At 36.9% G+C, this 21,422-nt stretch carries 23 protein-coding genes; 6 read left to right on the top strand and 17 right to left on the bottom strand.

Features of this window, described 5'->3' with window-relative positions; all coding sequences use genetic code 11:
* Nucleotides 1-25: 25 nt before the first annotated feature.
* Complete coding sequence (gene rlmE / locus H5084_RS02750) at nucleotides 26-679, bottom strand: 23S rRNA (uridine(2552)-2'-O)-methyltransferase RlmE (RefSeq protein ID WP_028867985.1); 654 nt, start codon at nucleotides 677-679, stop codon at nucleotides 26-28.
* Nucleotides 680-790: 111 nt separating this feature from the next.
* Between rlmE and yhbY the strand changes: the two genes are divergently transcribed.
* Nucleotides 791-1,087, top strand: a complete 297-nt coding sequence (gene yhbY / locus H5084_RS02745) for a ribosome assembly RNA-binding protein YhbY (RefSeq protein WP_028867984.1) — start codon at nucleotides 791-793, stop codon at nucleotides 1,085-1,087.
* Nucleotides 1,088-1,148: 61 nt separating this feature from the next.
* Here the strand turns inward: yhbY and greA are convergent, their stop codons facing one another.
* From greA to H5084_RS02725, 4 genes are all read right to left on the bottom strand, one after another.
* Nucleotides 1,149-1,631: a transcription elongation factor GreA gene (gene greA, locus H5084_RS02740; protein WP_028867983.1), complete on the bottom strand. Its 483-nt coding sequence runs from the start codon at nucleotides 1,629-1,631 to the stop codon at nucleotides 1,149-1,151.
* 78 nt (nucleotides 1,632-1,709) lie between these two features.
* Nucleotides 1,710-2,495 carry a TatD family hydrolase gene (locus H5084_RS02735; RefSeq protein ID WP_028867982.1) on the bottom strand — a complete coding sequence of 262 codons (786 nt, stop codon included), beginning with the start codon at nucleotides 2,493-2,495 and terminating at the stop codon, nucleotides 1,710-1,712.
* Between the two features lie 316 nt (nucleotides 2,496-2,811).
* Nucleotides 2,812-4,398 (bottom strand): peptide chain release factor 3, encoded by a 1,587-nt coding sequence (gene prfC / locus H5084_RS02730; RefSeq protein ID WP_182689461.1) that lies wholly within the window; start codon nucleotides 4,396-4,398, stop codon nucleotides 2,812-2,814.
* Between the two features lie 315 nt (nucleotides 4,399-4,713).
* The gene (locus H5084_RS02725) at nucleotides 4,714-5,922 is read right to left on the bottom strand and encodes a multidrug effflux MFS transporter (RefSeq protein ID WP_182689460.1); all 1,209 of its coding nucleotides are present in this window, start codon (nucleotides 5,920-5,922) and stop codon (nucleotides 4,714-4,716) included.
* A gap of 575 nt (nucleotides 5,923-6,497) precedes the next feature.
* On the opposite strand from H5084_RS02725, the gene H5084_RS02720 reads away from it, so the two are divergent.
* Nucleotides 6,498-6,872: a hypothetical protein gene (locus tag H5084_RS02720; protein ID WP_084296340.1), complete on the top strand. Its 375-nt coding sequence runs from the start codon at nucleotides 6,498-6,500 to the stop codon at nucleotides 6,870-6,872.
* Between the two features lie 85 nt (nucleotides 6,873-6,957).
* Here H5084_RS02720 and H5084_RS02715 read toward each other — a convergent pair whose 3' ends face one another.
* The gene (locus H5084_RS02715) at nucleotides 6,958-7,326 is read right to left on the bottom strand and encodes a hypothetical protein (protein WP_182689459.1); all 369 of its coding nucleotides are present in this window, start codon (nucleotides 7,324-7,326) and stop codon (nucleotides 6,958-6,960) included.
* Nucleotides 7,327-7,383: 57 nt separating this feature from the next.
* Nucleotides 7,384-8,610: a cystathionine gamma-synthase family protein gene (locus H5084_RS02710; protein WP_028870219.1), complete on the bottom strand. Its 1,227-nt coding sequence runs from the start codon at nucleotides 8,608-8,610 to the stop codon at nucleotides 7,384-7,386.
* Between the two features lie 114 nt (nucleotides 8,611-8,724).
* Here H5084_RS02710 and H5084_RS02705 point away from each other — a divergent pair, with 114 nt between their 5' ends.
* Nucleotides 8,725-10,320, top strand: a complete 1,596-nt coding sequence (locus H5084_RS02705) for a sensor histidine kinase (protein ID WP_182689458.1) — start codon at nucleotides 8,725-8,727, stop codon at nucleotides 10,318-10,320.
* A 509-nt stretch (nucleotides 10,321-10,829) separates the two neighbouring features.
* Here the strand turns inward: H5084_RS02705 and H5084_RS02700 are convergent.
* On the bottom strand, nucleotides 10,830-11,036 hold the full coding sequence (locus tag H5084_RS02700) for a cold-shock protein (protein ID WP_019613006.1): 207 nt from the start codon (nucleotides 11,034-11,036) through the stop codon (nucleotides 10,830-10,832).
* Nucleotides 11,037-11,753: 717 nt separating this feature from the next.
* Between H5084_RS02700 and H5084_RS02695 the strand changes: the two genes are divergently transcribed.
* The gene (locus H5084_RS02695) at nucleotides 11,754-12,203 is read left to right on the top strand and encodes a YaiI/YqxD family protein (protein WP_028870217.1); all 450 of its coding nucleotides are present in this window, start codon (nucleotides 11,754-11,756) and stop codon (nucleotides 12,201-12,203) included.
* 80 nt (nucleotides 12,204-12,283) lie between these two features.
* Here H5084_RS02695 and nqrM read toward each other — a convergent pair whose 3' ends face one another.
* The 9 genes from nqrM to H5084_RS02650 all read right to left on the bottom strand — a co-directional run bounded on the left by nqrM (nucleotide 12,284) and on the right by H5084_RS02650 (nucleotide 20,005).
* Nucleotides 12,284-12,508, bottom strand: coding sequence for a (Na+)-NQR maturation NqrM (nqrM, locus tag H5084_RS02690; protein ID WP_182689457.1), 225 nt, complete (start codon nucleotides 12,506-12,508; stop codon nucleotides 12,284-12,286).
* The gene (locus H5084_RS02685) at nucleotides 12,508-13,434 is read right to left on the bottom strand and encodes an FAD:protein FMN transferase (protein WP_310735728.1); all 927 of its coding nucleotides are present in this window, start codon (nucleotides 13,432-13,434) and stop codon (nucleotides 12,508-12,510) included. Before H5084_RS02685 ends, nqrM begins: the two co-directional genes overlap by 1 nt.
* 110 nt (nucleotides 13,435-13,544) lie before the next feature.
* Nucleotides 13,545-14,780 carry an NADH:ubiquinone reductase (Na(+)-transporting) subunit F gene (nqrF, locus tag H5084_RS02680; RefSeq protein WP_037072264.1) on the bottom strand — a complete coding sequence of 412 codons (1,236 nt, stop codon included), beginning with the start codon at nucleotides 14,778-14,780 and terminating at the stop codon, nucleotides 13,545-13,547.
* Nucleotides 14,781-14,849: 69 nt separating this feature from the next.
* On the bottom strand, nucleotides 14,850-15,458 hold the full coding sequence (gene nqrE, locus H5084_RS02675; RefSeq protein ID WP_028870213.1) for an NADH:ubiquinone reductase (Na(+)-transporting) subunit E: 609 nt from the start codon (nucleotides 15,456-15,458) through the stop codon (nucleotides 14,850-14,852).
* 5 nt (nucleotides 15,459-15,463) lie between these two features.
* The gene (locus H5084_RS02670; protein ID WP_028870212.1) at nucleotides 15,464-16,096 is read right to left on the bottom strand and encodes an NADH:ubiquinone reductase (Na(+)-transporting) subunit D; all 633 of its coding nucleotides are present in this window, start codon (nucleotides 16,094-16,096) and stop codon (nucleotides 15,464-15,466) included.
* The gene (locus H5084_RS02665; protein WP_028870211.1) at nucleotides 16,089-16,877 is read right to left on the bottom strand and encodes a Na(+)-translocating NADH-quinone reductase subunit C; all 789 of its coding nucleotides are present in this window, start codon (nucleotides 16,875-16,877) and stop codon (nucleotides 16,089-16,091) included. Before H5084_RS02665 ends, H5084_RS02670 begins: the two co-directional genes overlap by 8 nt.
* On the bottom strand, nucleotides 16,870-18,075 hold the full coding sequence (locus H5084_RS02660; RefSeq protein WP_028870210.1) for an NADH:ubiquinone reductase (Na(+)-transporting) subunit B: 1,206 nt from the start codon (nucleotides 18,073-18,075) through the stop codon (nucleotides 16,870-16,872). The genes H5084_RS02665 and H5084_RS02660 overlap by 8 nt, the downstream gene beginning before the upstream one ends.
* A gap of 2 nt (nucleotides 18,076-18,077) precedes the next feature.
* The gene (locus H5084_RS02655) at nucleotides 18,078-19,418 is read right to left on the bottom strand and encodes a Na(+)-translocating NADH-quinone reductase subunit A (protein WP_182689455.1); all 1,341 of its coding nucleotides are present in this window, start codon (nucleotides 19,416-19,418) and stop codon (nucleotides 18,078-18,080) included.
* A 275-nt stretch (nucleotides 19,419-19,693) separates the two neighbouring features.
* Entirely contained in the window at nucleotides 19,694-20,005 is a 312-nt protein-coding gene (locus H5084_RS02650; RefSeq protein ID WP_182689454.1) for a BolA family transcriptional regulator, read from the bottom strand.
* Between the two features lie 350 nt (nucleotides 20,006-20,355).
* On the opposite strand from H5084_RS02650, the gene H5084_RS02645 reads away from it, so the two are divergent.
* Nucleotides 20,356-21,072, top strand: coding sequence for an arginyltransferase (locus H5084_RS02645; RefSeq protein ID WP_182689453.1), 717 nt, complete (start codon nucleotides 20,356-20,358; stop codon nucleotides 21,070-21,072).
* 119 nt (nucleotides 21,073-21,191) lie between these two features.
* Nucleotides 21,192-21,410 carry a translation initiation factor IF-1 gene (gene infA, locus H5084_RS02640; RefSeq protein ID WP_007419779.1) on the top strand — a complete coding sequence of 73 codons (219 nt, stop codon included), beginning with the start codon at nucleotides 21,192-21,194 and terminating at the stop codon, nucleotides 21,408-21,410.
* Nucleotides 21,411-21,422: the final 12 nt, after the last annotated feature.

The raw sequence follows: 21,422 nt of genomic DNA, 5'->3' as shown, positions 1-21,422 counted from the left end.
AAGAATATAATATTAAATCAGATTACTACAGTTTAAAACCAGTCGCCACTAAATAAACTTCTCGCGATCTTGCTCTTGAAGAATCTGGTTTTCTTGTTTTGACGGATTTAAATAGTTTTCGCACTTCGTTAATATAGAATTCATACTCTGCTCCCATAAATACTTTAACGATAAAACTACCGTCTTTCACAAGTACATCTCGGCACATTTCTAATGCTAGCTCAACTAAATACATCGATTTGGGTTGATCAATACCCGTATTGCCACTCATATTGGGTGCCATATCCGATAACACCACATCAACCTTGTTATCACCAATACGTTGTAGTAGTGCATTTAAGACCACTTCTTCACGAAAATCACCTTGCAAAAAATCCACACCTGCAATTGAATCCATTGGTAATATATCACAGGCAATTACTTTACCCTTTGCGCCCACTTTATCAACAGCCCATTGTGACCAACTTCCCGGTGCTGCGCCTAAATCGACAACAGTCATACCAGAGCGGATAAGTTTGTCTTTACCGTTAATTTCATCCAATTTAAAAACAGCACGTGAACGTAAACCTTGTTTATTAGCTTCTTTCACATAAAAATCATTTACATGCTCATGCATCCATCTTTTTGAACTGCCCGATGCACTCTTTTTAAGACGATTTGTACTGTCTGGTTTTGCCACAATTACTTCCTTTAGTGGATGAATAGTTAGGATAAATAATAATCTAAATAGTAAAGGTTAATATTTAAGGGTAGAATGAACCGTTTTCAACCCTTAATGAAAGATATTTGCATGAAATTATCAAACAAACAGAAACAATTTTTAAAAGGCTTAGCTCATCCTTTAAAACCAGTTGTATTACTGGGACAAAATGGCTTAACCGAAGGTGTATTAGCTGAGATTGAAAACGCTATTAGCCACCATGAATTAATTAAAGTAAAAATAGCGACCGATGATCGTGAAACAAAACAACTCATTATCGATGCAATTGTGCGTGAAACAGAGTCACTTGCAATTGCTAAAATTGGACATATAGTTGTTTTATTCCGCCCAAGTGAAGCTAAGAAAATAGAATTACCACGTAAATAGTTTGCGTTTAATACTATTTTTCTAATAAAAAGCCCAGATAATCTGGGCTTTTTATTATCTATCACAAAGCAATATAATCAACTTTGATAATATCATAATCTATTACACCACCCGGTGTTGTAATAGAGATTTCATCATCTACACTTTTCCCAATTAAACCACGTGCAATCGGTGAGTTGATTGAAATTAAGTTCTTTTTAATATCAGATTCGTCATCACCAACGATTTGATACGTAACTTCTTCATCTGTTTCTGCATTAACAATCGTTACCGTTGCACCAAAAATAACTTTACCATTGTTGGCAATTTTACTTACATCAATAATTTGTGCATTTGATAACTTCGCTTCGATATCTTGAATGCGGCCCTCACAAAACCCTTGTTGCTCACGCGCAGCATGGTATTCAGCATTTTCTTTTAAATCACCATGTTCACGGGCTTCAGCAATAGCGTGAACAATTTCAGGACGTTTTACTGTTTTTAATTGCTCTAATTCAGCACGCAAAATATCAGCGCCTTTTGCTGTCATTGGATATTGAGTCATTAACCATCACCTTATTCTGGAAACAATGTTTCACTAACTGTATTTAGAAAAGCGGCTATTTTACGCTAGTTAATAGCATTAGTCATCGTCTATAGAGAAAATGCTTAAGGTGTTATTATAAAGTTGGTGTTCAAGCACGCTTGCTGACTCTTCACGCAGTTCACAAAGTGCATTAAAGATGATCGGTAAATTAGCAGGCGAATTACTTGTCGAAATTTGTTGATATACAGGCATATCAGGTGCATCGGTCTCTAAGATTAAGCTTGCAAGAGGCAATTGTTGTAATGCACTTCTGGTTTTCTTAGCACTTGGATAGGTGATCACACCTCCGATACCTAACTTAAAACCTAATTTAATGAACTCGTTGGCTATTTCAACACTTCCTGAAAAAGCATGGTAAACCCCTCCATAACTAAAACCTGCCTGCTTCAATAACTCCAATACTCGGGATTGTGTTTTTACGACATGTAAAATAACCGGAAGTTTTAATGACTGGGCAATGTCAAGTTGCGCTAAGAACACGCTTTCTTGTAAGGCTAACTCGCTATCAATGAGCTTATCTAGACCAATTTCCCCTAGCGCAACACATTTACTTCCTGTTTGTTGACACGTTTTAATTAACAGTTGCTCAAGTTGGACAAGCTGTTGTGGTTCGAAGTCAGTTAAAAAATGAGGATGAAGCCCTAACGCAAAATATAAACCCTCATATTGTTCCGTTAATTGGATGATTTCAGGCCAACGTTGCGCATCTGTACCAGGAATAATGAGTTTATTGATGTGAGCATTTTTAAGTGCAAACATAAGCAATTTACGGTTAACTTTAAAGTGTTCAAAATTAAAATGACAATGGCTATCAATAAACATATTCCACCTTGTTCTAAGGGCCTACAGTGATTGATTATGACATTGTTCCATAATACGCTGAGATATAAACTCAGCAAAGAAAATTTATATAAAAATAACGACACAGTCTATACAAGGGGTATGCCAGGAAATGTCAGAAGAGATAGACAACGTATGATCGGGTAATAAAAAGAAAAAGCGTCCTAAGACGCTTTATTGTTGTAACAATTTACTGTTTATCTGCAATAGGTCCAGTTCAATTTTACCGAGCCATTTAGCTAATGAACGATATTGAATAAACATTCTTAATAAACAATAGCTAATAAACAAGACTTAATTAGTGTTCACGCGTTTTACGGAAACGTACATCCGGATAACGCTCAATCGCTAAGTTTAAGTTTACCATTGTTGGTGCAACGTAAGTTAAATTATTACTACCGTCTAATGCTAAGTTATCGAATGCTTTTTTCTCGAATTCTGCCATTTTAACTGGATTATCGCAATCCACCCATAATGCGGTCGCCACACTAATACCTTCGTAAATAGCATCGACCTTATATTCTGATTTTAAGCGTTGCACAACTACTTCGAACTGCAATACCCCAACCGCACCAACGATCAAATCGTTACTACGTAATGGACGGAATACTTGAACAGCCCCCTCTTCAGATAATTGCATTAATCCTTTCAATAATTGCTTTTGCTTTAGAGGATCTTTTAAACGGATACGACGGAACATTTCAGGCGCGAAGTTTGGAATACCAGTAAATTTAAGATCTTCACCAGTGGTAAATGTATCGCCGATTTGAATTGTACCGTGGTTATGTAAACCAATAATATCACCTGAAAATGATTCGTCCGCTGCAGCGCGGTCACCCGCCATAAAGGTTACGGCATCTGAAATACTGACCATTTTCCCGGTACGTACGTGGTGCATTTTCATGCCTTTCTCATATTTACCAGAGCAAATACGCATAAATGCAATTCGATCACGATGCTTTGGATCCATATTAGCTTGAATTTTAAAGATAAAACCAGAAAATGCTTCTTCCGTCGGCTGTACAACACGTTGCACTGTTTCTCTTGGCAATGGCTTAGGCGCCCATTCAACCAAGCCATCTAAGACATGGTCAACACCAAAGTTACCTAATGCCGTACCAAAATATACAGGCGTTAATTCACCAGATAAGAACAGTGCCTGATCAAATTCATTAGATGCACCAATGACTAACTCCATCTCTTCACGTAAATCATCCGCGTGATTAGGTAATGCTTTATCGACTTCAGGGTTATTTAATCCCTTAATGATACGAACATCTTGGATAGTATGACCTTGTCCTGATTCATATAAAATAACTTCATCACGTAATATATGATAAACACCTTTAAATTCTTTACCCATACCGATTGGCCAAGTAATCGGTGCACAAGCAATATTAAGTACGTCTTCAACTTCATCCATCAAATCAACGGGATCACGTGTGTCACGGTCACATTTATTCATGAAAGTGATGATTGGTGTATCACGTAAACGGGTTACTTCCATTAATTTAATAGTACGTTTCTCAACACCTTTTGCGGCATCGATGACCATTAAACAAGAATCAACAGCGGTTAACGTACGGTAAGTATCTTCAGAGAAATCTTCATGCCCAGGTGTATCAAGTAAGTTAACTAAGCCACCGCCATAGGGAAATTGCATTACCGATGTAGTGATAGAAATACCACGATCTTTTTCCATCTCCATCCAGTCAGACTTTGCATGCTGTCCAGACTTTTTACCTTTAACTGTTCCTGCTTTTTGTAACGCATTACCGAATAAAAGTACTTTTTCTGTGATCGTTGTTTTACCAGCATCAGGGTGAGATATGATTGCGAATGTGCGTCTACAGTTGACGGCTTCTAAGAACTTAGCGTCTGCCATTTTTAGTTTTCTCTTAATATGTAGATAACTACATGCACAGTTACGCGCATAGCTATGTACATAATTATATTTTGCGAAAATGAGTGATTTGTAAATTTCGCTGAACTATAGCAAATTGAGAAAACTAATTCATTTCCTATTACGTTCAATTTTACAACAAAGGGGCACTTTTAATCGTTCAATGAGACAAAACATTCTCGATGCCAAATAAGCAATGCATTAAACACCCTAGCGTCATCGCCTTTAAAATATTTTTAGCGGCGATGATTCTTTAACAGCAACGCGGTGAGCAAGATAAACCGCATAATTAATGTATTAGCCAACAACTTTAACTAGTTTATCAGCAACATGTGGACGATTTTTTATCAACAACCAAAGTCCTCCTCCCGTTACGCCAATAATTAATTGGATTAAGCCTAGATTTTCGATTAATGACTCAGGTCGTAGCGATACTAATGTCATTCCTAATGCCCCAAAAATCATGCTTAAAAATTGGATAATAGCGACAACTGAGCCTGTATCGCTATTATGTTGATCTAACATTAGATTAGTACCAGGTATTCTCATCATGATCACTGATAACGTGGCGGGTCCCGCTAAAAAAGCAAATAACCAAGGTGATGAAAATCCGTAGGTGTAAGTTATACAACCACAGACCGTTAATAGTAAAAAACAACCTGTAATTATTTTTTGTACGTTAATGATTTTTGATAGCTTGATATAAATAACCGGTCCAAATGAAGCAAAAAAGGCATTAAAGGCAAATGCATAACTAAATTCCTGCTCAGTTAGTCCAAAGTGATTAATATAGATGTAAGAACCAGCGGCTAAAAAAGCCATTAGAGCCATTGGTACAATCGAAAAAACGGCTAATAGTGAAACAAATTGAGGTTTTTTTAATACTGTTCCCAAACGTCCCCATGAACGCAACATAGAGCCAGTGTATCGAGAGACAAGTGTTTCGCGGTAACAGAGTGCAAATAACGTAGCAAACAAACCAAATGCAGCAAGCGTAAAAAACATCATGTGCCAAGAAGCAACTTTTAACAAAAATGCACCTAAAACTGGAGCAACCATCGGTGCAATAATCACTAATGACATAATCGTTGCCATGATTTTCTCGCGCTCTCTGCCATCATAAAGATCTTTAATAATTGCGGTAGCGACCACTGTGATAGCACTCCCCCCAAAAGCTTGGAAAATACGAGAAAAAATTAAATGTTCAACTGAAGCCGATAAACCACAAAATACACTGGCAAAGATATAAATAATGATACCGGTTAATAGGATCGGTTTACGGCCAAATTTTTCACTTAAGGGTCCCCAGAAGAGTAACCCAATTGCATAGGTGACAAAATAGGCACTTAACGTTAAATTGACCATTGCTTGATTAGTATTTAATACCTCGACCATTTGTGGCAATGCGGGTAGGTAAAGGTCCATCGTTAGCGGAGGGAAAGCACTAATGATGACTAAAAACAGCAATGTGCCTTTGCGCCCTAAAATTGGCTGTATTTGTTTCAATTTTTTCTCCACTTGAATTTTTTTAAAAATGATGCGGTATTTTGATAAGGTGTAATTGTCTGTAAAAAAGGATTAAATCATACCATTCACTCCACTTCCCCCCGCCCCAATTAATAACCTCAACAGGATATGAGTGAAGTAATACAGCCCAGTGAAATTGTAAACTTAACTTTTTGTTATGATAACGACTTTCACTCCCCCACCTATCAGACATCTAATATTATAATTTTCACAAGGTTAAGTTAGGGTTAACATGCACTTCCATCTTGTATACAGCCGTTCAATAAAAACATTTTTAATCCTCGAGGCATCTACATAATGAAATATAAATATCAACAAACAACTTAGTCAATCAGGACCTAGGTTCACATAACAGGTGCAATACCTAAGAGTGAAATGGTTATTACTGAATCATCCACTTTGACTAATAAAATTGACAACATAGATAAATACGCACTTTTTGTTACATCCTTTTATCAGAAAATAACATATAAGCTTTATTCATTACGCTTTAATCAGCAATCAATTTAAGTTCCTGCTAAAATAAGAGAAATTATCCAATTAAGTGAGTTCCAATGAAATTATTAGTCCGTAATCTAGCAAAAGCTACCACCGAAGAAAAACTACTGTCTCTGTTTAAAGAGCACGGCAATATACAATCTTGTAATCTGGTATTAGATAAAGAAACAGGTGCTTCAAAGGGGTTTGCTTTTGTTGAAATGCCTAAAGTAGGTGAAGCAAAAGCTGCTATTAAACAATTAAACGGATATAAATTAGCGGGTAATATAATACGAGTTAAAAAAGCAGAAGTAAAAAAAGAATCTGAAGAAACGCCTGCAATTGAAACCGTAAAAGTAAAACCAAAACAAAAGAAAGAAACGGAGTCTGCGGATCAAGAGTCAACAATGGTTGACCCTGCAGCAGTCTGGGGTGAAGTGAAAGAAGAGTAAAGCAAGTAGGTTAATTAAACAGACAAAATATCTACTGATACCTAACACCTTATTGTCTGTCTTAATATCTGCCTTACTCTTCACTTTATTGTTCAGATAACTTTATTTGATAATGCTGACGGGAAACAGGATCAAACCTATTTGAGCAGAGCTGGAACATACTAGTGCTGCTCACTTTTCTTAATAAAGAGAGTGCTTTAGTTCTTTCTTTTTCAATCGCCTGTAATTTATCTTCAGTGTAGCCTTGATATTCAAGCTGGCTTAACTCATGCATTTCTGCATAATAAAAACGCATTACAGGGTCATTGTTTTGTTTTGCTAATAAATGACAGACTTCATAATTCGCAAGTGTATATCCCTGTGTTCTTAACTCTGTATCGGAGCTACTTTCCTTTGCAATAACGTCAACGGAGAGTAATAACAAACTTAAGCCAAAAACAATAAAATGAATCATTACTATTAATCCAAACATACAAAAAAGAGGCCGTAACCTCTTTTTTATGACTGGTGATTATGCCAATGCTTGTTCAAAGTCAGCAATCAAGTCAGCTGTATTTTCAATGCCAATTGAACAACGGATCATATTTTCACTGATCCCCATTTGTTGACGCAGCGCTAGTCCCATTTCAAAGTATATCGTTGGAGCAACAGGTAATGCTAAGGTGCGGTTATCACCTAGATGTGTTGCACTAATGACTAGATTTAATTTATTCAAAAAATCACAACAATCAATACTATCAATTAAATCAAAACTTAATAGTGCACCATATCCATTAAATAATGCTTTAGCGCGTTGATGTTGAGGATGATTTTCTAAGCCAGGGTAATAAACCTTAGCCACTTTAGGATGTGCATCTAACAATTTAGCTAGCGCCATTGTATTAATAGCTTGGCGATCCATGCGTAACTCCATAGTTTCACTGCCAACTGAAATAAGGTGTGCCCCCTGTGAGCTTAAACAAGCTCCCATATCACGTAATCCTTTTTTCTTAATTTGGCTGATCCCCCACATTTTAGTATCACCTTTACGATAACCTTCATAAATGTTTGGATAGTGTTCCCAATTAAATAAACCAGTGTCCGTAACAGATCCCCCCATCGCATTACCGTGACCGGCAACATATTTAGATAATGAAGTGACAATTAAACTTGCTTTAACGCTAGTCGCATCGAATAAGTAGCTTGAAGTAATTGTATTATCAATAACATACACAAGACCATTGGCTTCACACAAATCGCCAATTTCAGCTAACGCACTCACTTGAGTTACTGGGTTAGCAATAGTTTCTACAAAAACCATTTTTGTATTACTGTTTAGCGCAGCAGCGACGTCATTGATATCCGTTGCATCAACTAATGTCACATCGATACCATAGTCCTGTAACGTTCCTAAAAGCGATGTTGTATTGCCAAATAAAAATCGACTACAAATTAAATGATCGCCAGATTTTAAAAGTGTCAAAAACGTAGCCACTATAGCTGACATACCACAGGAAAAAACAGCCGTTGCTATACCGTTATCTATCTTTTGAATTTTTTTACATAAAGCGTCTAAAGTGGGTGTTGAAGAACGAGCATAAGCATGACCAGGCTGACCTTGGAATACGTCAATTAACCCTTGAACATCTTTAAAACCAAATGGTACTGAGTTATGTATTGGAGCATGAACGGCACCTGCTTCTAATCCTAATTGATGGTCCGCATGCACTATTTTTGTAGTAAAACCTAACGCTGTCATTTAAATTCCTTGCCTTTAATCTCAATAATGATCGCTTTGATCTCAAAATCTATAAATTTAACGTATTATGCCTAATCTAGAGTGATATAGCATTAGATGGTTTAAGGAAATAAATTGAAGTCAAATATTTACTGTGTTTTTGTTTTTTTAATTGGGTTAAGTATTTCATACTTTATTTCAGCACAACTTATTAAAGAAGAAACCAAAGTACAACAAAACAATATTGAAATTGAAGGTAAAAGTATTAGTTTTAATATTCGAGGGGCAATTGAAAATAATGCTGAAATAATTCAATTAGTGATCAACAGATGGTTAACTCTTGAAGACCTTAATCAACACTGGCAAAGTGATACAAATGTATTAAAACGCATCAACCGGACTATTAAAAAAATACAATTATTCCCACTGATTGAGCAAAGTAAATTTTCGTTACCATCAGGTGATCTGATTGAGCACTCAGATCCCATGCTTAGAAAGCAACAGTTACGGGCTCGTAGTCACCTCCCCATGGAAAAAGAAAAGGTTATTTCAACCTTTGTTTATACTAGCCGTTCTAGTTATTCCGAGGATAATAAATTAGAACTTAATTTACAATTTCCCTTGATCATAGAACAGGTGCTGACAGGCTATATCGAAGTATCATTAAGTATAGATATGTTAATGAGGCATAAAATAGATACCTATCAGATAACCAAGCCTTTTGCTTTGTCTGAAAATGGGATTACATTATTTAGTTCTCTGCCAGAAAAAACACACATTAATGACATTACCAATCAACTCACAATCTCTTTGTATGGGCATCAATGGCAACTTATGATTTGGTCGCATATATCTCCTCCAAATGGTGATTTATTCCTTATTTTCTCATTGCTTATTTCATTGCTGGCTGCAATTACAGTGAAGTTATTAACTTTATACTACAGCATGAATAAAAAACATATTACGGATAAAGAAGAATATAAGCGCATTAATGAAGAATGGAAAAATAGCCAAACAAAGCTTATTCAGTCTAATAAGTTGGCCTCATTAGGCGAGATAGCAGCTGGTATTGCACATGAAATAAATCAACCTTTACAAGTTATCTGTATACACACCGATATGTGTCTAGATAATTTACATAATGGGAATTACCATTTACTTGAGAAAAGCTGTAAAGCGATCGTAGAACAAAGTGATCGAATAGAAAAAATAGTCAAACAAGTCGGTAGTTTTGGACGAGATAGTGAATTGGATAATTATCAGAAGGAAATCCCAAATACTATTTTCAGTAATGTGATTGGCATAGTTATTAATCAATACAATCAGGATAATGTTGAACTAAGGCAAGTCATTCCACCTTCTCTACCAGCTTTATTTTGTAACAAGACACAAATTGAACAGGTACTTATTAATTTATTAATAAATGCAAAAGATTCAGTTGAAACATCACAGAATAAAGTTGTTTTCTTCAAATCTCATGTACAAGATAACAACTTATACATTCAAGTATCAGACTCGGGATCTGGTATTGATCCTAATAAAATCAACGATATATTTACCCCATTCTATACAACAAAAGCGTTAGGGAAAGGAACAGGGTTAGGGCTATCAATCAGCTATTCAATTATTCACCAACATAATGGTGAAATTAAAGTCAGTAGTGAAATAGGTAAAGGTTCAATATTCACCGTTATATTGCCCTTTGAAAAGCGAAAATTAATACGTAATTAATAGCTTAAGTTTACGCCTTCTAATCAAAATATTCTTATTGTGCCTAGTGAAGCCAAATATTTTATTGGATCTGTATATAAGCCTATTGCCATTCAAGATACAAAACAAGCAGACGGTAAGTGAACAAAGTCGAAACTAGCTAGAAAGGGGCTTTACGCCTATTTATAAGGCTTTATAACAGTAATGAATAGAATTGCTGTCGTTAATTACTTGCAAGATCATATCTATCATCTGCTCGAGATGTTCGAGTACAACTATAGAGGCAGTTTTAATTGATAAAAGCATTTATTGACAATATACGACGTCTTGTAACTACCTACGACTGAAAATGGTATTGATATAATAACAATGAAGAGGTGTAACAATAAAAAAGTAGTGATGTTAATTGCTAAGAGGTAGCTGAGTGGGTTCGTGATATAAAATATTTTCTTTTAGGTATAAAAAAAGGCAAGTCAGTAACCTACCTTTTTTTCAATCAGAATGAGCGATAAACGCTCATCGAAGCAATATTAAAGAGCTACGATGTTTTCTGCTTGAGGACCTTTTTGACCTTGAGTAACAGTAAACTGTACTTTTTGGCCTTCAGCAAGAGTTTTAAAACCAGTGCTTGCGATAGCAGAGAAATGTGCGAAAACGTCAGGGCCGTTTTCTTGCTCGATGAAACCAAAACCTTTAGATTCGTTGAACCATTTAACTGTACCAGTAGTAGTAGACATGTGTATATCCTAATATATTTGAGTAATTTAACCTTAAAAATCAAGGCAGTTGGCTAGAAGTGTTGCTATTACTTATGATGTATAGGATTCGGTACATTAATACGGAACAAAGTACATAAATATAAAACGAACTTTCAAGCTAAAAAAGATTATATATGGGTTTAAAAAGGTGTCAATAGGTATTTAATTAAAATATAAAAAAAACATTAAATATATTCGTAACAATAAATTAAAATATTTATTTATCAATAAGATAGACACATAAAAGAATGTGAATTAATATTATTTAGTAGAAAAGTAAGAAACTAGGAATGTGTTTGTTTGTAAAAATAAGCAAACGACCTTGCAGTGATGTATTTAAACTAGCATAAACATGTGTGCACTATTCCCTCTTAAACTAATTCTCAAACAAACACAGCTTATTCAATGAAAGGCTTTCTTCTATACCATCAACAGCACTTTTAACACGTCATTATCAAAGCCATCACTATGATTAATCTTTACGATTACACCGGTAATGACCAAAAAGAAAAAGCAATCGTATATTCTGAAAATAATGAGCTTCAGACTGTAAGCCAGCAACACAACAAAAAAACACCTAACCAATTGATATTTAATAAAACATTCGAATTTAAGATTAAATAATGAGTGAAATATAATGGTTAATTAATAATATTTTTTTTGTTATATTTAACTTTTAAAGATCAAGGAATGACTATGACAATTTGGATTGATGCAGATGCTTGTCCAGTATCTGTAAGAGAAATGGTATTAAGAGCAAGTATAAGAACACAAACCGAACTTGTCTTTGTTGCAAACTCCCCCCTTCCTGTAAAAAGGACAGCATTAGTAAAAACAGTTCAAGTATCACAGGGCTTTGACGTTGCTGATAACTACATTAGCCAGCACGTTGCCTTAAAGGATCTTGTCATCACTCAAGATATTCCATTGGCCGCGGAATTAGTGGAAAAAGGCATCATAGCACTAAACCCTCGTGGTGAGCTATATACAGCTGACAATGTCAGACAAAGGCTTGCAATGCGCAATCTGGCAGAGGAACTACGTAGTGTTGGCCAAATCAGTGGAGGACCAAATAAATTTTCAGACAAAGATAAGCAGAATTTTGCTAATTCATTAGATCGTTGGTTACAAAAAGCAAAAAGGTAGCGTTACCTATTACTTGGTATCGTCACACAATGACATACAAGAATAGCAAGGCTACCTTTTGATACTAATGTACAAGAAGATTATATAATACGAGTTTCAGCTTGAAGTTTCTGAGAACGGGCTTCTTCTGCTTCTTTCTTCTTACGGTTATCACAAGGTTCAGGACAATCGCATTCTTTATCAATACCGACAGAGGCTAAACCACCACAGCTTCCCCCAATCGTTTTTTGATTAACAATATAGCCTATTGCCATCGCAACAATTACTAATAAGAAAACAACAAACGTAGCAACAAAATAGATCATTATTCTTCCTCTACAAAAAATGGTTCAAACGCTGGCGTATAAGATTCAATGAATCCATCGTCTTGCTTGATCAACAAAAAGACAGGCTGATTTAGCTTATTAGCAAATTTTAACCCATTTTCAGGTCCTAATACAGTAATAGCCGTAGCTAATGCATCGGCGACCATACTGCTTTTATCGATTACGGTGACAGAAACGAGTTTGTGACTGATAGGGCGACCTGTAGCAGGATCAATCGTATGCGAATAACGAATACCATCAAACTCAAAATAATTACGGTAATCGCCGGATGTAGCGATCGCATTATCACCAATATGTAGTAAGCGTTGTACATTTTGTCCAAACTCAGGGCGCTCTACAGCTAATGTCCATGGTGCGTTATTAAGCTTAGTTCCACTTGCTCGTAGTTCACCACCAATATCCACTAAATAGTTTGTGATACCCTGTTTAGTTAACAACTCTGCAATCACATCAACCCCATACCCTTTAGCGATTGAAGACAGATCAACATAGAGTTCTGGTTTTGCTTTTACTAAACGATTACCTTCGATAGACAAGTATTGGCTACCTATTTTTTGTTTAGTTTGTTCAATTAATTCAGCACTAGGTACTTTATTAGGCTTTTTGTCTGGCCCAAATCCCCACAAATTGACTAACGGCCCCACTGTTACATCAAACGCACCACCACTTTGTTGATAAACCTGAAGGGCACGTTTAACCACTTTAATCGTCGCATCGGAAACTTCAAAAGCGCGTTCACTTTTATTAAATAATGACAACTCTGATTGAGGACGATAGGTGGACATTTGATCGTTGACTAACTCTAGTTGCTGATCAATTAAAGTCTGTAAATGTTGAATTGAATATTGCTTATCCTCTGACTGTTCACTAGAGAGCGCATAAGTGACTTGATAATAAGTGCCCATGGTTTGCCCCTGGATCTGCAATAACTGCTGTTCGGGTTTTGAGCACGAAGATATAAAAAAGGCCAGCCCTATTAAGGCTAGCCATTTAATTGATGATTGAATCATCAGGGTTAACCGCCGAAGTCATCAAGTAAGATGTTTTCGTCTTCTACGCCTAGATCTTTAAGCATAGCAATAACCGCTGCATTCATCACTGGTGGACCACACATGTAGAACTCACAATCTTCAGGAGCGTCATGGTCTTTAAGATAATTTTCATACAGTACGTTATGAATGAAACCAGTGTAACCATCCCAATTATCTTCAGGTTGTGGATCACTTAATGCTACGTGCCATTCGAAGTTTTCATTTTCCGCTGCAATCGCATCAAAATCTTCAACATAGAACATTTCACGTTTAGAACGCGCGCCGTACCAGAAACTTGCTTTACGCGTTGTTTTTAAGCGACGGAACTGATCAAAGATATGTGAACGCATTGGCGCCATACCCGCACCACCACCGATAAATACCATTTCATTTTCAGTTTCTTTAGCAAAGAACTCACCAAATGGCCCAGAAATAGTGACTTTATCGCCCGCTTTTAAGCTAAAGATAAACGATGACATTTTACCACAAGGTAATGACAGATCACGTGGCGGTGGCGTAGCGATACGCACGTTCAACATGATAATGCCTTCTTCACCAGGATAGTTAGCCATTGAATAAGCGCGAATAGTTTCTTCGTCAACTTTTGATTCTAAATCAAAGAATTTAAAGTGTTCCCAATCACCACGGTACTGTTCTTCAATATCAAAATCTTTATATTTGATATGGTGAGCAGGTGCTTCAATTTGAATGTAACCACCAGCTTTAAACGGTACAGATTCACCATCAGGAATTTGTAATTTAAGTTCTTTAATAAAGGTAGCTTCGTTACCGTTGGAGATAACTTCACATTCCCATTTTTTAACACCAAAGATTTCTTCTGGTAATTCAATGTCCATGTCTTCTTTAACACTAACCTGACATGATAAACGCTCACCTTCTTTTGCTTCACGTTTAGTAATGTGATCAAGCTCTGTTGGTAAAATGTCACCACCACCTGATTTAATTTTCACACGACACTGACCACAAGTACCACCACCGCCACATGCAGAAGAAACAAATACACCAGCATTAGCTAACGCACCTAATAACTTACCACCTGCTTGAGTCTTAATACTTTTATCAGCATCATCATTGATAGAAATTGTAATATCACCTGTGCTTACAAGTTTTGCTTTTGCCGATAAAATAATAACGACTAACGCCAAAACAATAATTGTAAACATGGCAACGCCGAGAAAGATTTCAATATTATTGTCCATCTTCGACTTTTTCCTTGTTTTGAGGAGGAATAAATTCCCCCGAATTCATTTAAGCTAAAACAGCAACGATTACAGTTGGATACCAGAGAATGACATAAAACCTAATGCCATAAGACCCGCTGTGATAAATGTAATACCTAAACCACGTAAACCATCTGGCACGTCAGAGTATTTCATTTTTTCACGGATACCCGCTAGCGCAACAATCGCAAGCGTCCAACCAACACCACTACCAATACCGTAAACAGCTGATTCTAGTAAGTTATACTCACGTTGAACCATAAACGATACACCACCGAAGATGGCACAGTTAACAGTAATAAGTGGTAAAAATATACCTAATGCTTGATACAAAGCTGGGAAGTATTTATCCAATACCATTTCCAAAATTTGTACTAAAGCAGCAATCACACCGATAAACGTAATAAAGCCTAAAAAGCTTAAATCCGCATCAGGGAAACCTGCCCAATCAAGTGCACCAGGTGCTAATAGGTTAAAGTAGATAATTTGGTTAGCAGGTACAGAAATACCTAATACTACAATTACTGCTACACCTAGACCCATTGATGTTTTAACTTTCTTAGAAACAGCAAGGAAAGTACACATGCCTAAGAAGAAAGCGAGTGCCATATTTTCAATGAAAATAGAACGCACAAATAAACTAAGATAATGTTCCATTCAAATTACTCCTTTGGCTCAACTTGTTCTGGTTTAATTACTCGAATTGCCCAGATAATGCCACCTATAATAAAGAAGGCACTAGGAGGTAGAAGTAATAAACCATTACTTTGATACCAGCCGCCATTTGAAATCAACGGTAAGATTTCAATACCGAACAGAGCACCTGAACCAAATAGTTCACGAACAGCCCCCACTAAAACAAGGATTAAGCCGTAACCTAAACCGTTACCAATACCATCCATGAAACTTGGGAAAGGTTTGTTTTTCATTGCAAATGCTTCAGCACGTCCCATTACAATACAGTTTGTAATGATCAGACCAACATAAACAGATAACTGCTTAGAGATGCCAAAAGCAAATGCTTTTAACGCTTGGTCTACTACGATTACTAACGAAGCAATAATTGCCATCTGTACGATGATACGTACACTGTTAGGAATGTAGTTACGTATTGACGAAATAAATAAGTTAGAGAAAGCCGTTACAAACAATACCGCTAAAGTCATTACTACTGCGTTTTGTAATGTGGCTGTTACCGCTAATGCAGAACAAACACCTAACACTTGCAGCGCAATTGGGTTATTGCTTACTACCGGAGAAGTTAGTACTTCTTTTAATTCACTTGATTTAGCCATTGTTTAGCGCTCCTTTACGAACTTTGCTAAGAAATGGACCAAACCCTTGCTCACCTAACCAGAAAGTAAAGGTATGCTCTACGCCAACACTGGTTAGTGTTGCCCCAGATAAACCATCAATTTCATGTTTAGAACCAGCAGCAGCTTGTCCTTTAACAATTTTAATAGCAGGGTTACCGTCAGCATCGAATAATTCTTTACCAACAAACAGCCCACGCCAGCGAGGGTTTTCAACTTCACCACCTAGTCCAGGCGTTTCACCCTGTTCATAGTAAGTGATGGCATCAATCGTATTACCATCAGGCTTTACAGCAACAAACGCATACATAGTTGACCATAAACCAGCGCCGTGTACAGGCAGGATAATACGTTGTAATTGACCGTTATCATCAGACACTAAATACACAGTCGCTAAATTAGCACGACGGTTTATTTTAGCGATATTTTGATCAGCAGTTAATTTAACACTCTTCTCAGGATCTTTTGATGCTTTACGTTGGTCATATTTAGCAACTTCTTCTTTACTAAGATCAGTTACAAATTCACCCGTTTCTATATCAACTAATTTAGTTTCAATATTTGATGCAAAAATTTCTTTGGTTGATTTATCGGTCGTTAAACCAGCAACGGCAAGAATATTCTTTTGCTTATCGATCTCTTTATTAGCGATTTGCATTGGACGTAAGCCAACTGCAGCACCAGCAACAATAATTGAACATACTAGACAAACTGCCAGTACTACAATAATCGTTCTGCCAAATGTTTCTTGTTGATTAGACATTACGTGCTAGCCTCCGTTTGATATTGCCTTGCACCACAAAGTAATCGAATAACGGTGCAAATAAGTTAGCGAATAAAATAGCTAACATCATACCTTCAGGGAAGGCTGGATTTACAACACGAATTAATACCACCATCAAACCAATCAGAATACCGTAGTACCATTTACCTTTGTTAGTAAATGATGCCGATACCGGGTCGGTTGCCATAAATATCATACCAAAGGCAAAACCACCCATGACTAAATGCCAGTACCAAGGTAATTGGAACATGTGGTTTGTATCACTGCCAATCACATTAAATAATAATGAGGTCGCAATCATACCGATCATAACACCTGAAATGATACGCCATGAAGCAATACGCGTGATCACAATAAAGGCACCACCGATCAAAATAGCCAGCGTAGAAACCTCACCAATACTACCTTGCATATTACCAAGGAAAGCATCCATCCAAGATAGGTTAGATTGAACAGCTTCTAAACCACCTTGAGACATCACACTTAATGATGTAGCGCCAGAGAAACCATCTACAGCAGTCCAAACCGCATCACCTGAAATATCCGTTGGGTAAGCAAAGAATAAGAATGCACGGCCCGCAAGAGCAGGGTTTAAGAAGTTACGACCAGTACCACCAAAGATCTCTTTAGCAACGACAACACCAAAGGTAATACCTAAAGCAACTTGCCATAGCGGAATGGTTGCCGGTACGATCAGAGCAAATAAGACAGAAGAAACAAAGAAACCTTCATTTACTTCATGCTTACGTACACTCGCAAATAACACTTCCCAGAAGCCACCAACTATAAAAGTAACAGCATAAATAGGTAAGAAATAAGCGGCACCAAACAGAAAGTTATCAAATAAACTTGCACCAGAGCCAAGTGTGACTCCTAGTATATCCAATAACGCAACACGCCAATCTTCTAGAGCAGAGTAACCGGCAACAATTGCTTCATTAGCTTGTACACCCGTGTTGTACATACCGTAAAACATGGCTGGGAATGTTGCTAACCAAACAAAAATCATCATGCGTTTAAGATCAATACTATCGCGAACGTGAGTAATACCTTTGGTCACATAACCAGGAGTATAAAAAAATGTTGCAGCAGCTTCATACAGTGCGTACCATTTTTCATAACGGCCCCCTGCTTCGAAATGCGGTTCCATTTTTTCAATTAAGTTCTTAAGACTCATTATTAGCCTTCCTTCTCAATTTTACTTAGACATGAGCGCAAGATTGAACCGTATTCATATTTGCCTGGGCAAGCATAAGTACATAGTGCTAAATCTTCTTCATCCAACTCTAGGCAGCCTAACGTTTGTGCACCATCGGTATCACCAACGATCAAGTCACGCAATAATACCGTTGGTAAAATATCTAATGGCATTACACGTTCGTATTGGCCGATTGGTACCATCGCACGCTTACTACCGCCAGTAGTGGTAGTAAATGCGAATTTTTTCGCACGATTTAACGCAGATAAAAATGCACCAGAAACAGAGTGTTTATTTAAGCCAGGCACGCCCCAGCCAAATAACTCTTTCTCATAACCTTCAATCAATGCTGAAACTTGGTTATGGTAACGGCCTAAATATGCATGTGGACCTATTGCTGTAACACCACATAGTACCGACCCAGAAATCACACGAACTTGTCCTGCGATTAGCTCACCAGCGGTAAGTTCAGACACCGATGCACCGACTAACGTACGTACTAGACGAGGCTTAGTAACAGCAGGGCCTGCGATAGAAATCACTTTGTTACTGTATAACTCACCAGTGGTAAATAACTGACCAAATGCAATCACATCTTGGTAGTTGATTGACCAAACTTGCTTAGTAGCAGAAACGGGATCGATAAAGTGAATATGTGTACCCGCTAAACCAGCAGGATGAACACCGGTAAAGATTTTTTCTTCAACAGTTGCCACCGCGCTTTTAGGTAATACAGCTTCACCTTTACAAACATACACTTTGCCCGATGTTAAATGCGATAAAATCGCTAGTCCATCGGTAAAGGCTTGTTGATTTTCATTGATGATAATCGTTGCATCTGCAGCTAATGGATTAGTATCCATTGCCGTCACAAAAATAGAAGTCGGTTGAGCATCAATAGCAGGTACTTTACTGAATGGGCGAGTACGTAATGCAGTCCACGCGCCAGATTCAACTAAGTTTGCAACTATTTTACTGCGTTCAAGATTTGCTAATTGTTTACTTTCATACTTAGCAAATTGCACACAATCATTGCCCTGTATGGAGATAACAACAGATTGCAGTACACGTTTAGCACCACGGTTTATTTCTTTCACTACACCAGACGCTGGAGCGGTAAAAAGTACACCTTCATTTTTCTTATCAGAAAATAAAACTTGCCCTTTTTTTACGCTGTCGCCGACTTTAACAGCCATTGACGGACGCATACCAACGTATTCTTCACCCAGTATAGCAACTTCAGAAATGGCAGGGCCATTTTGAATGACTTGCTCTGGCGCTCCTGATATAGGGAGGTCCAGTCCTTTTTTTATAGTAATCATATTCTCTTGCACTATGTTACGGGAGGAAAGTTAGATGCCTTTCGGCAATAAAACATTACATGCAATCGATTGCTATTAACAAACAATTAACACGTACGCTAAAAAATTCTCGCAAATATTAACATTAGAGAGGGGCTAATTGCTATATCAAATAAAAAGCTAACCGTAGTAAGTTCAAATTTAATAAAAAAAGTGTAACAAAATGTAGAGAGTCCATTAACACTTTGGCAATTTAGCTTTTCTCTCGCGTTTTATAGAAAAGCAATACTACGCTTTTATTTGCCACCACCTAAACATTGTGCCGAATTAGGTGAAACTTGATTTTTCTCGGCCCATTGAGCAGGCGTGTAAGTATGCATCGCTAATGCATGTACCGGTCCAGCAAGTTCTTCAGCAAGTAATTCATTAACTAAACGATGACGCATGATCAAACGCACCCCTTCAAACTCTTCGCAAACTAGGGTGACCTTAAAATGAGTTTCGGAGTTAGGTGGAACAGAATGATTATGGCTTTCATTTTCTACTTGTAAATAATCAGCTTGAAAGCGTTGTTTTAGCTTATCTTGAATGGTTTGGTAAACGGTCATAAGGCCTCACATATTAATTTATGGCTAGAAGTTGGCTGATGTTTATCGATAATTAAGGAAAACAGTTTATGTTACATGCTCAAGGAAAAATAGTTAACCTCCACATTCATTAGCAATGATAAAAATAATATGCAGAAGTAAAATTTGATGCAACATGCTGACATAGCTATTTAATTTAAATACCGACAGAGCATTAAAGCCTTCAGATTCGCACAATAAATTTATCTATTTTACGATACACTGAGTAAGTATTATTTAAATAAAGACAGGATTAAAATTTTGTTTATCCTAGACATAGCAAAATATCCAACCAACAATTAATCATATTAAAGATAAGGATAAAGTTCACCATGTCTAATGCTTCCGATCTAAGAGTCGGCTTAACCGCTGCTTTTGCTTGTTCTTATTTAGCCAATAAAGAAGAACAACTCATTATGCTAGTTGATCCTGCAGTACATGCAAAACAACATTATCCTGCATTAATGACGATAGGCTTTAGGCGTAGTGGTGATCAAGTATATCGACCACATTGCCCCGAGTGTAATAGTTGCGAATCATTACGTGTGAATAGTCAAAATTTCAAATTATCCAAAAGCCAAAAACGCTTAGTAAACAAAAATAAACATTTCACAACGTCCATAAGCACAGCCCCTAAAGCATCCTACTACCCTCTATACGAACGTTACATTAATCAGGTTCACAAAGAAGGTGTCATGTATCCTGCTAGCTCAGAACAATTTGAATCTTTTTTAGCATGTAGTTGGGGAGAAATGCTGTTTGTTGAAGTCTATGATGCTGAACAGTTAATATCAGTCAGTGTTACAGACCAATTATATACAGGCTCAGCAACCGATTGGAGTGCTTTTTATTGCTTTTATGATCCTGACTATCGTGAACATTCATTAGGAAAATATGCTGTTTTACAACAGCTAGATTTAGCAAAACAAAAAAATATAACGTTTCTTTATTTAGGCTATTACATTCATAATTGCCAAAAAATGAATTACAAAAATCAATTTAATCCACATCAGCGCTTTATAAACCAACAATGGAAGTCCTTTGATTAGAGTTTCATTCACTATTTAGTTTGATTAATGAGCAACAATCCTTTACCACTCCCAATTATTCTGGCATTATGCGCCGATTGAAAGTAGCACAACTTACCTATACGAAGGATCCATCGCCAATGGCAAAAGAAGACAGTATTGAAATGCAAGGCACTATCTTAGATACTCTGCCTAATACAATGTTCCGTGTGGAATTAGAAAACGGTCACGTTGTTACTGCACATATCTCAGGAAAAATGCGTAAAAACTACATCCGTATTCTAACTGGCGATAAAGTGACAGTTCAATTGACCCCTTACGATCTATCAAAAGGTCGTATTGTTTTCCGTGCTCGTTAATTAGCCGGAAAC

Origin of the sequence: Psychromonas sp. SR45-3 (assembly GCF_014163575.1) — a bacterium.
GTDB lineage: Bacteria > Pseudomonadota > Gammaproteobacteria > Enterobacterales > Psychromonadaceae > Psychromonas > Psychromonas arctica.
Note: the sequence above shows the minus strand (reverse complement) of the source record. Positions and strands in the feature narration are given on the sequence as shown.

What these genes read in the sequence shown, in the direction of transcription:
- yhbY (WP_028867984.1), top strand. Translation starts at nt 791, where the DNA reads ATGAAATTATCAAACAAACAGAAACAATTTTTAAAAGGCTTAGCTCAT.
- greA (WP_028867983.1), bottom strand. Translation starts at nt 1,631, where the DNA reads ATGACTCAATATCCAATGACAGCAAAAGGCGCTGATATTTTGCGTGCT.
- H5084_RS02735 (WP_028867982.1), bottom strand. Translation starts at nt 2,495, where the DNA reads ATGTTTATTGATAGCCATTGTCATTTTAATTTTGAACACTTTAAAGTT.
- prfC (WP_182689461.1), bottom strand. Translation starts at nt 4,398, where the DNA reads ATGGCAGACGCTAAGTTCTTAGAAGCCGTCAACTGTAGACGCACATTC.
- H5084_RS02720 (WP_084296340.1), top strand. Translation starts at nt 6,498, where the DNA reads ATGAAATTATTAGTCCGTAATCTAGCAAAAGCTACCACCGAAGAAAAA.
- H5084_RS02715 (WP_182689459.1), bottom strand. Translation starts at nt 7,326, where the DNA reads ATGATTCATTTTATTGTTTTTGGCTTAAGTTTGTTATTACTCTCCGTT.
- H5084_RS02710 (WP_028870219.1), bottom strand. Translation starts at nt 8,610, where the DNA reads ATGACAGCGTTAGGTTTTACTACAAAAATAGTGCATGCGGACCATCAA.
- H5084_RS02700 (WP_019613006.1), bottom strand. Translation starts at nt 11,036, where the DNA reads ATGTCTACTACTACTGGTACAGTTAAATGGTTCAACGAATCTAAAGGT.
- H5084_RS02695 (WP_028870217.1), top strand. Translation starts at nt 11,754, where the DNA reads ATGACAATTTGGATTGATGCAGATGCTTGTCCAGTATCTGTAAGAGAA.
- nqrM (WP_182689457.1), bottom strand. Translation starts at nt 12,508, where the DNA reads ATGATCTATTTTGTTGCTACGTTTGTTGTTTTCTTATTAGTAATTGTT.
- H5084_RS02685 (WP_310735728.1), bottom strand. Translation starts at nt 13,434, where the DNA reads ATGGGCACTTATTATCAAGTCACTTATGCGCTCTCTAGTGAACAGTCA.
- nqrF (WP_037072264.1), bottom strand. Translation starts at nt 14,780, where the DNA reads ATGGACAATAATATTGAAATCTTTCTCGGCGTTGCCATGTTTACAATT.
- nqrE (WP_028870213.1), bottom strand. Translation starts at nt 15,458, where the DNA reads ATGGAACATTATCTTAGTTTATTTGTGCGTTCTATTTTCATTGAAAAT.
- H5084_RS02670 (WP_028870212.1), bottom strand. Translation starts at nt 16,096, where the DNA reads ATGGCTAAATCAAGTGAATTAAAAGAAGTACTAACTTCTCCGGTAGTA.
- H5084_RS02665 (WP_028870211.1), bottom strand. Translation starts at nt 16,877, where the DNA reads ATGTCTAATCAACAAGAAACATTTGGCAGAACGATTATTGTAGTACTG.
- H5084_RS02660 (WP_028870210.1), bottom strand. Translation starts at nt 18,075, where the DNA reads ATGAGTCTTAAGAACTTAATTGAAAAAATGGAACCGCATTTCGAAGCA.
- H5084_RS02655 (WP_182689455.1), bottom strand. Translation starts at nt 19,418, where the DNA reads ATGATTACTATAAAAAAAGGACTGGACCTCCCTATATCAGGAGCGCCA.
- H5084_RS02650 (WP_182689454.1), bottom strand. Translation starts at nt 20,005, where the DNA reads ATGACCGTTTACCAAACCATTCAAGATAAGCTAAAACAACGCTTTCAA.
- H5084_RS02645 (WP_182689453.1), top strand. Translation starts at nt 20,356, where the DNA reads ATGTCTAATGCTTCCGATCTAAGAGTCGGCTTAACCGCTGCTTTTGCT.
- infA (WP_007419779.1), top strand. Translation starts at nt 21,192, where the DNA reads ATGGCAAAAGAAGACAGTATTGAAATGCAAGGCACTATCTTAGATACT.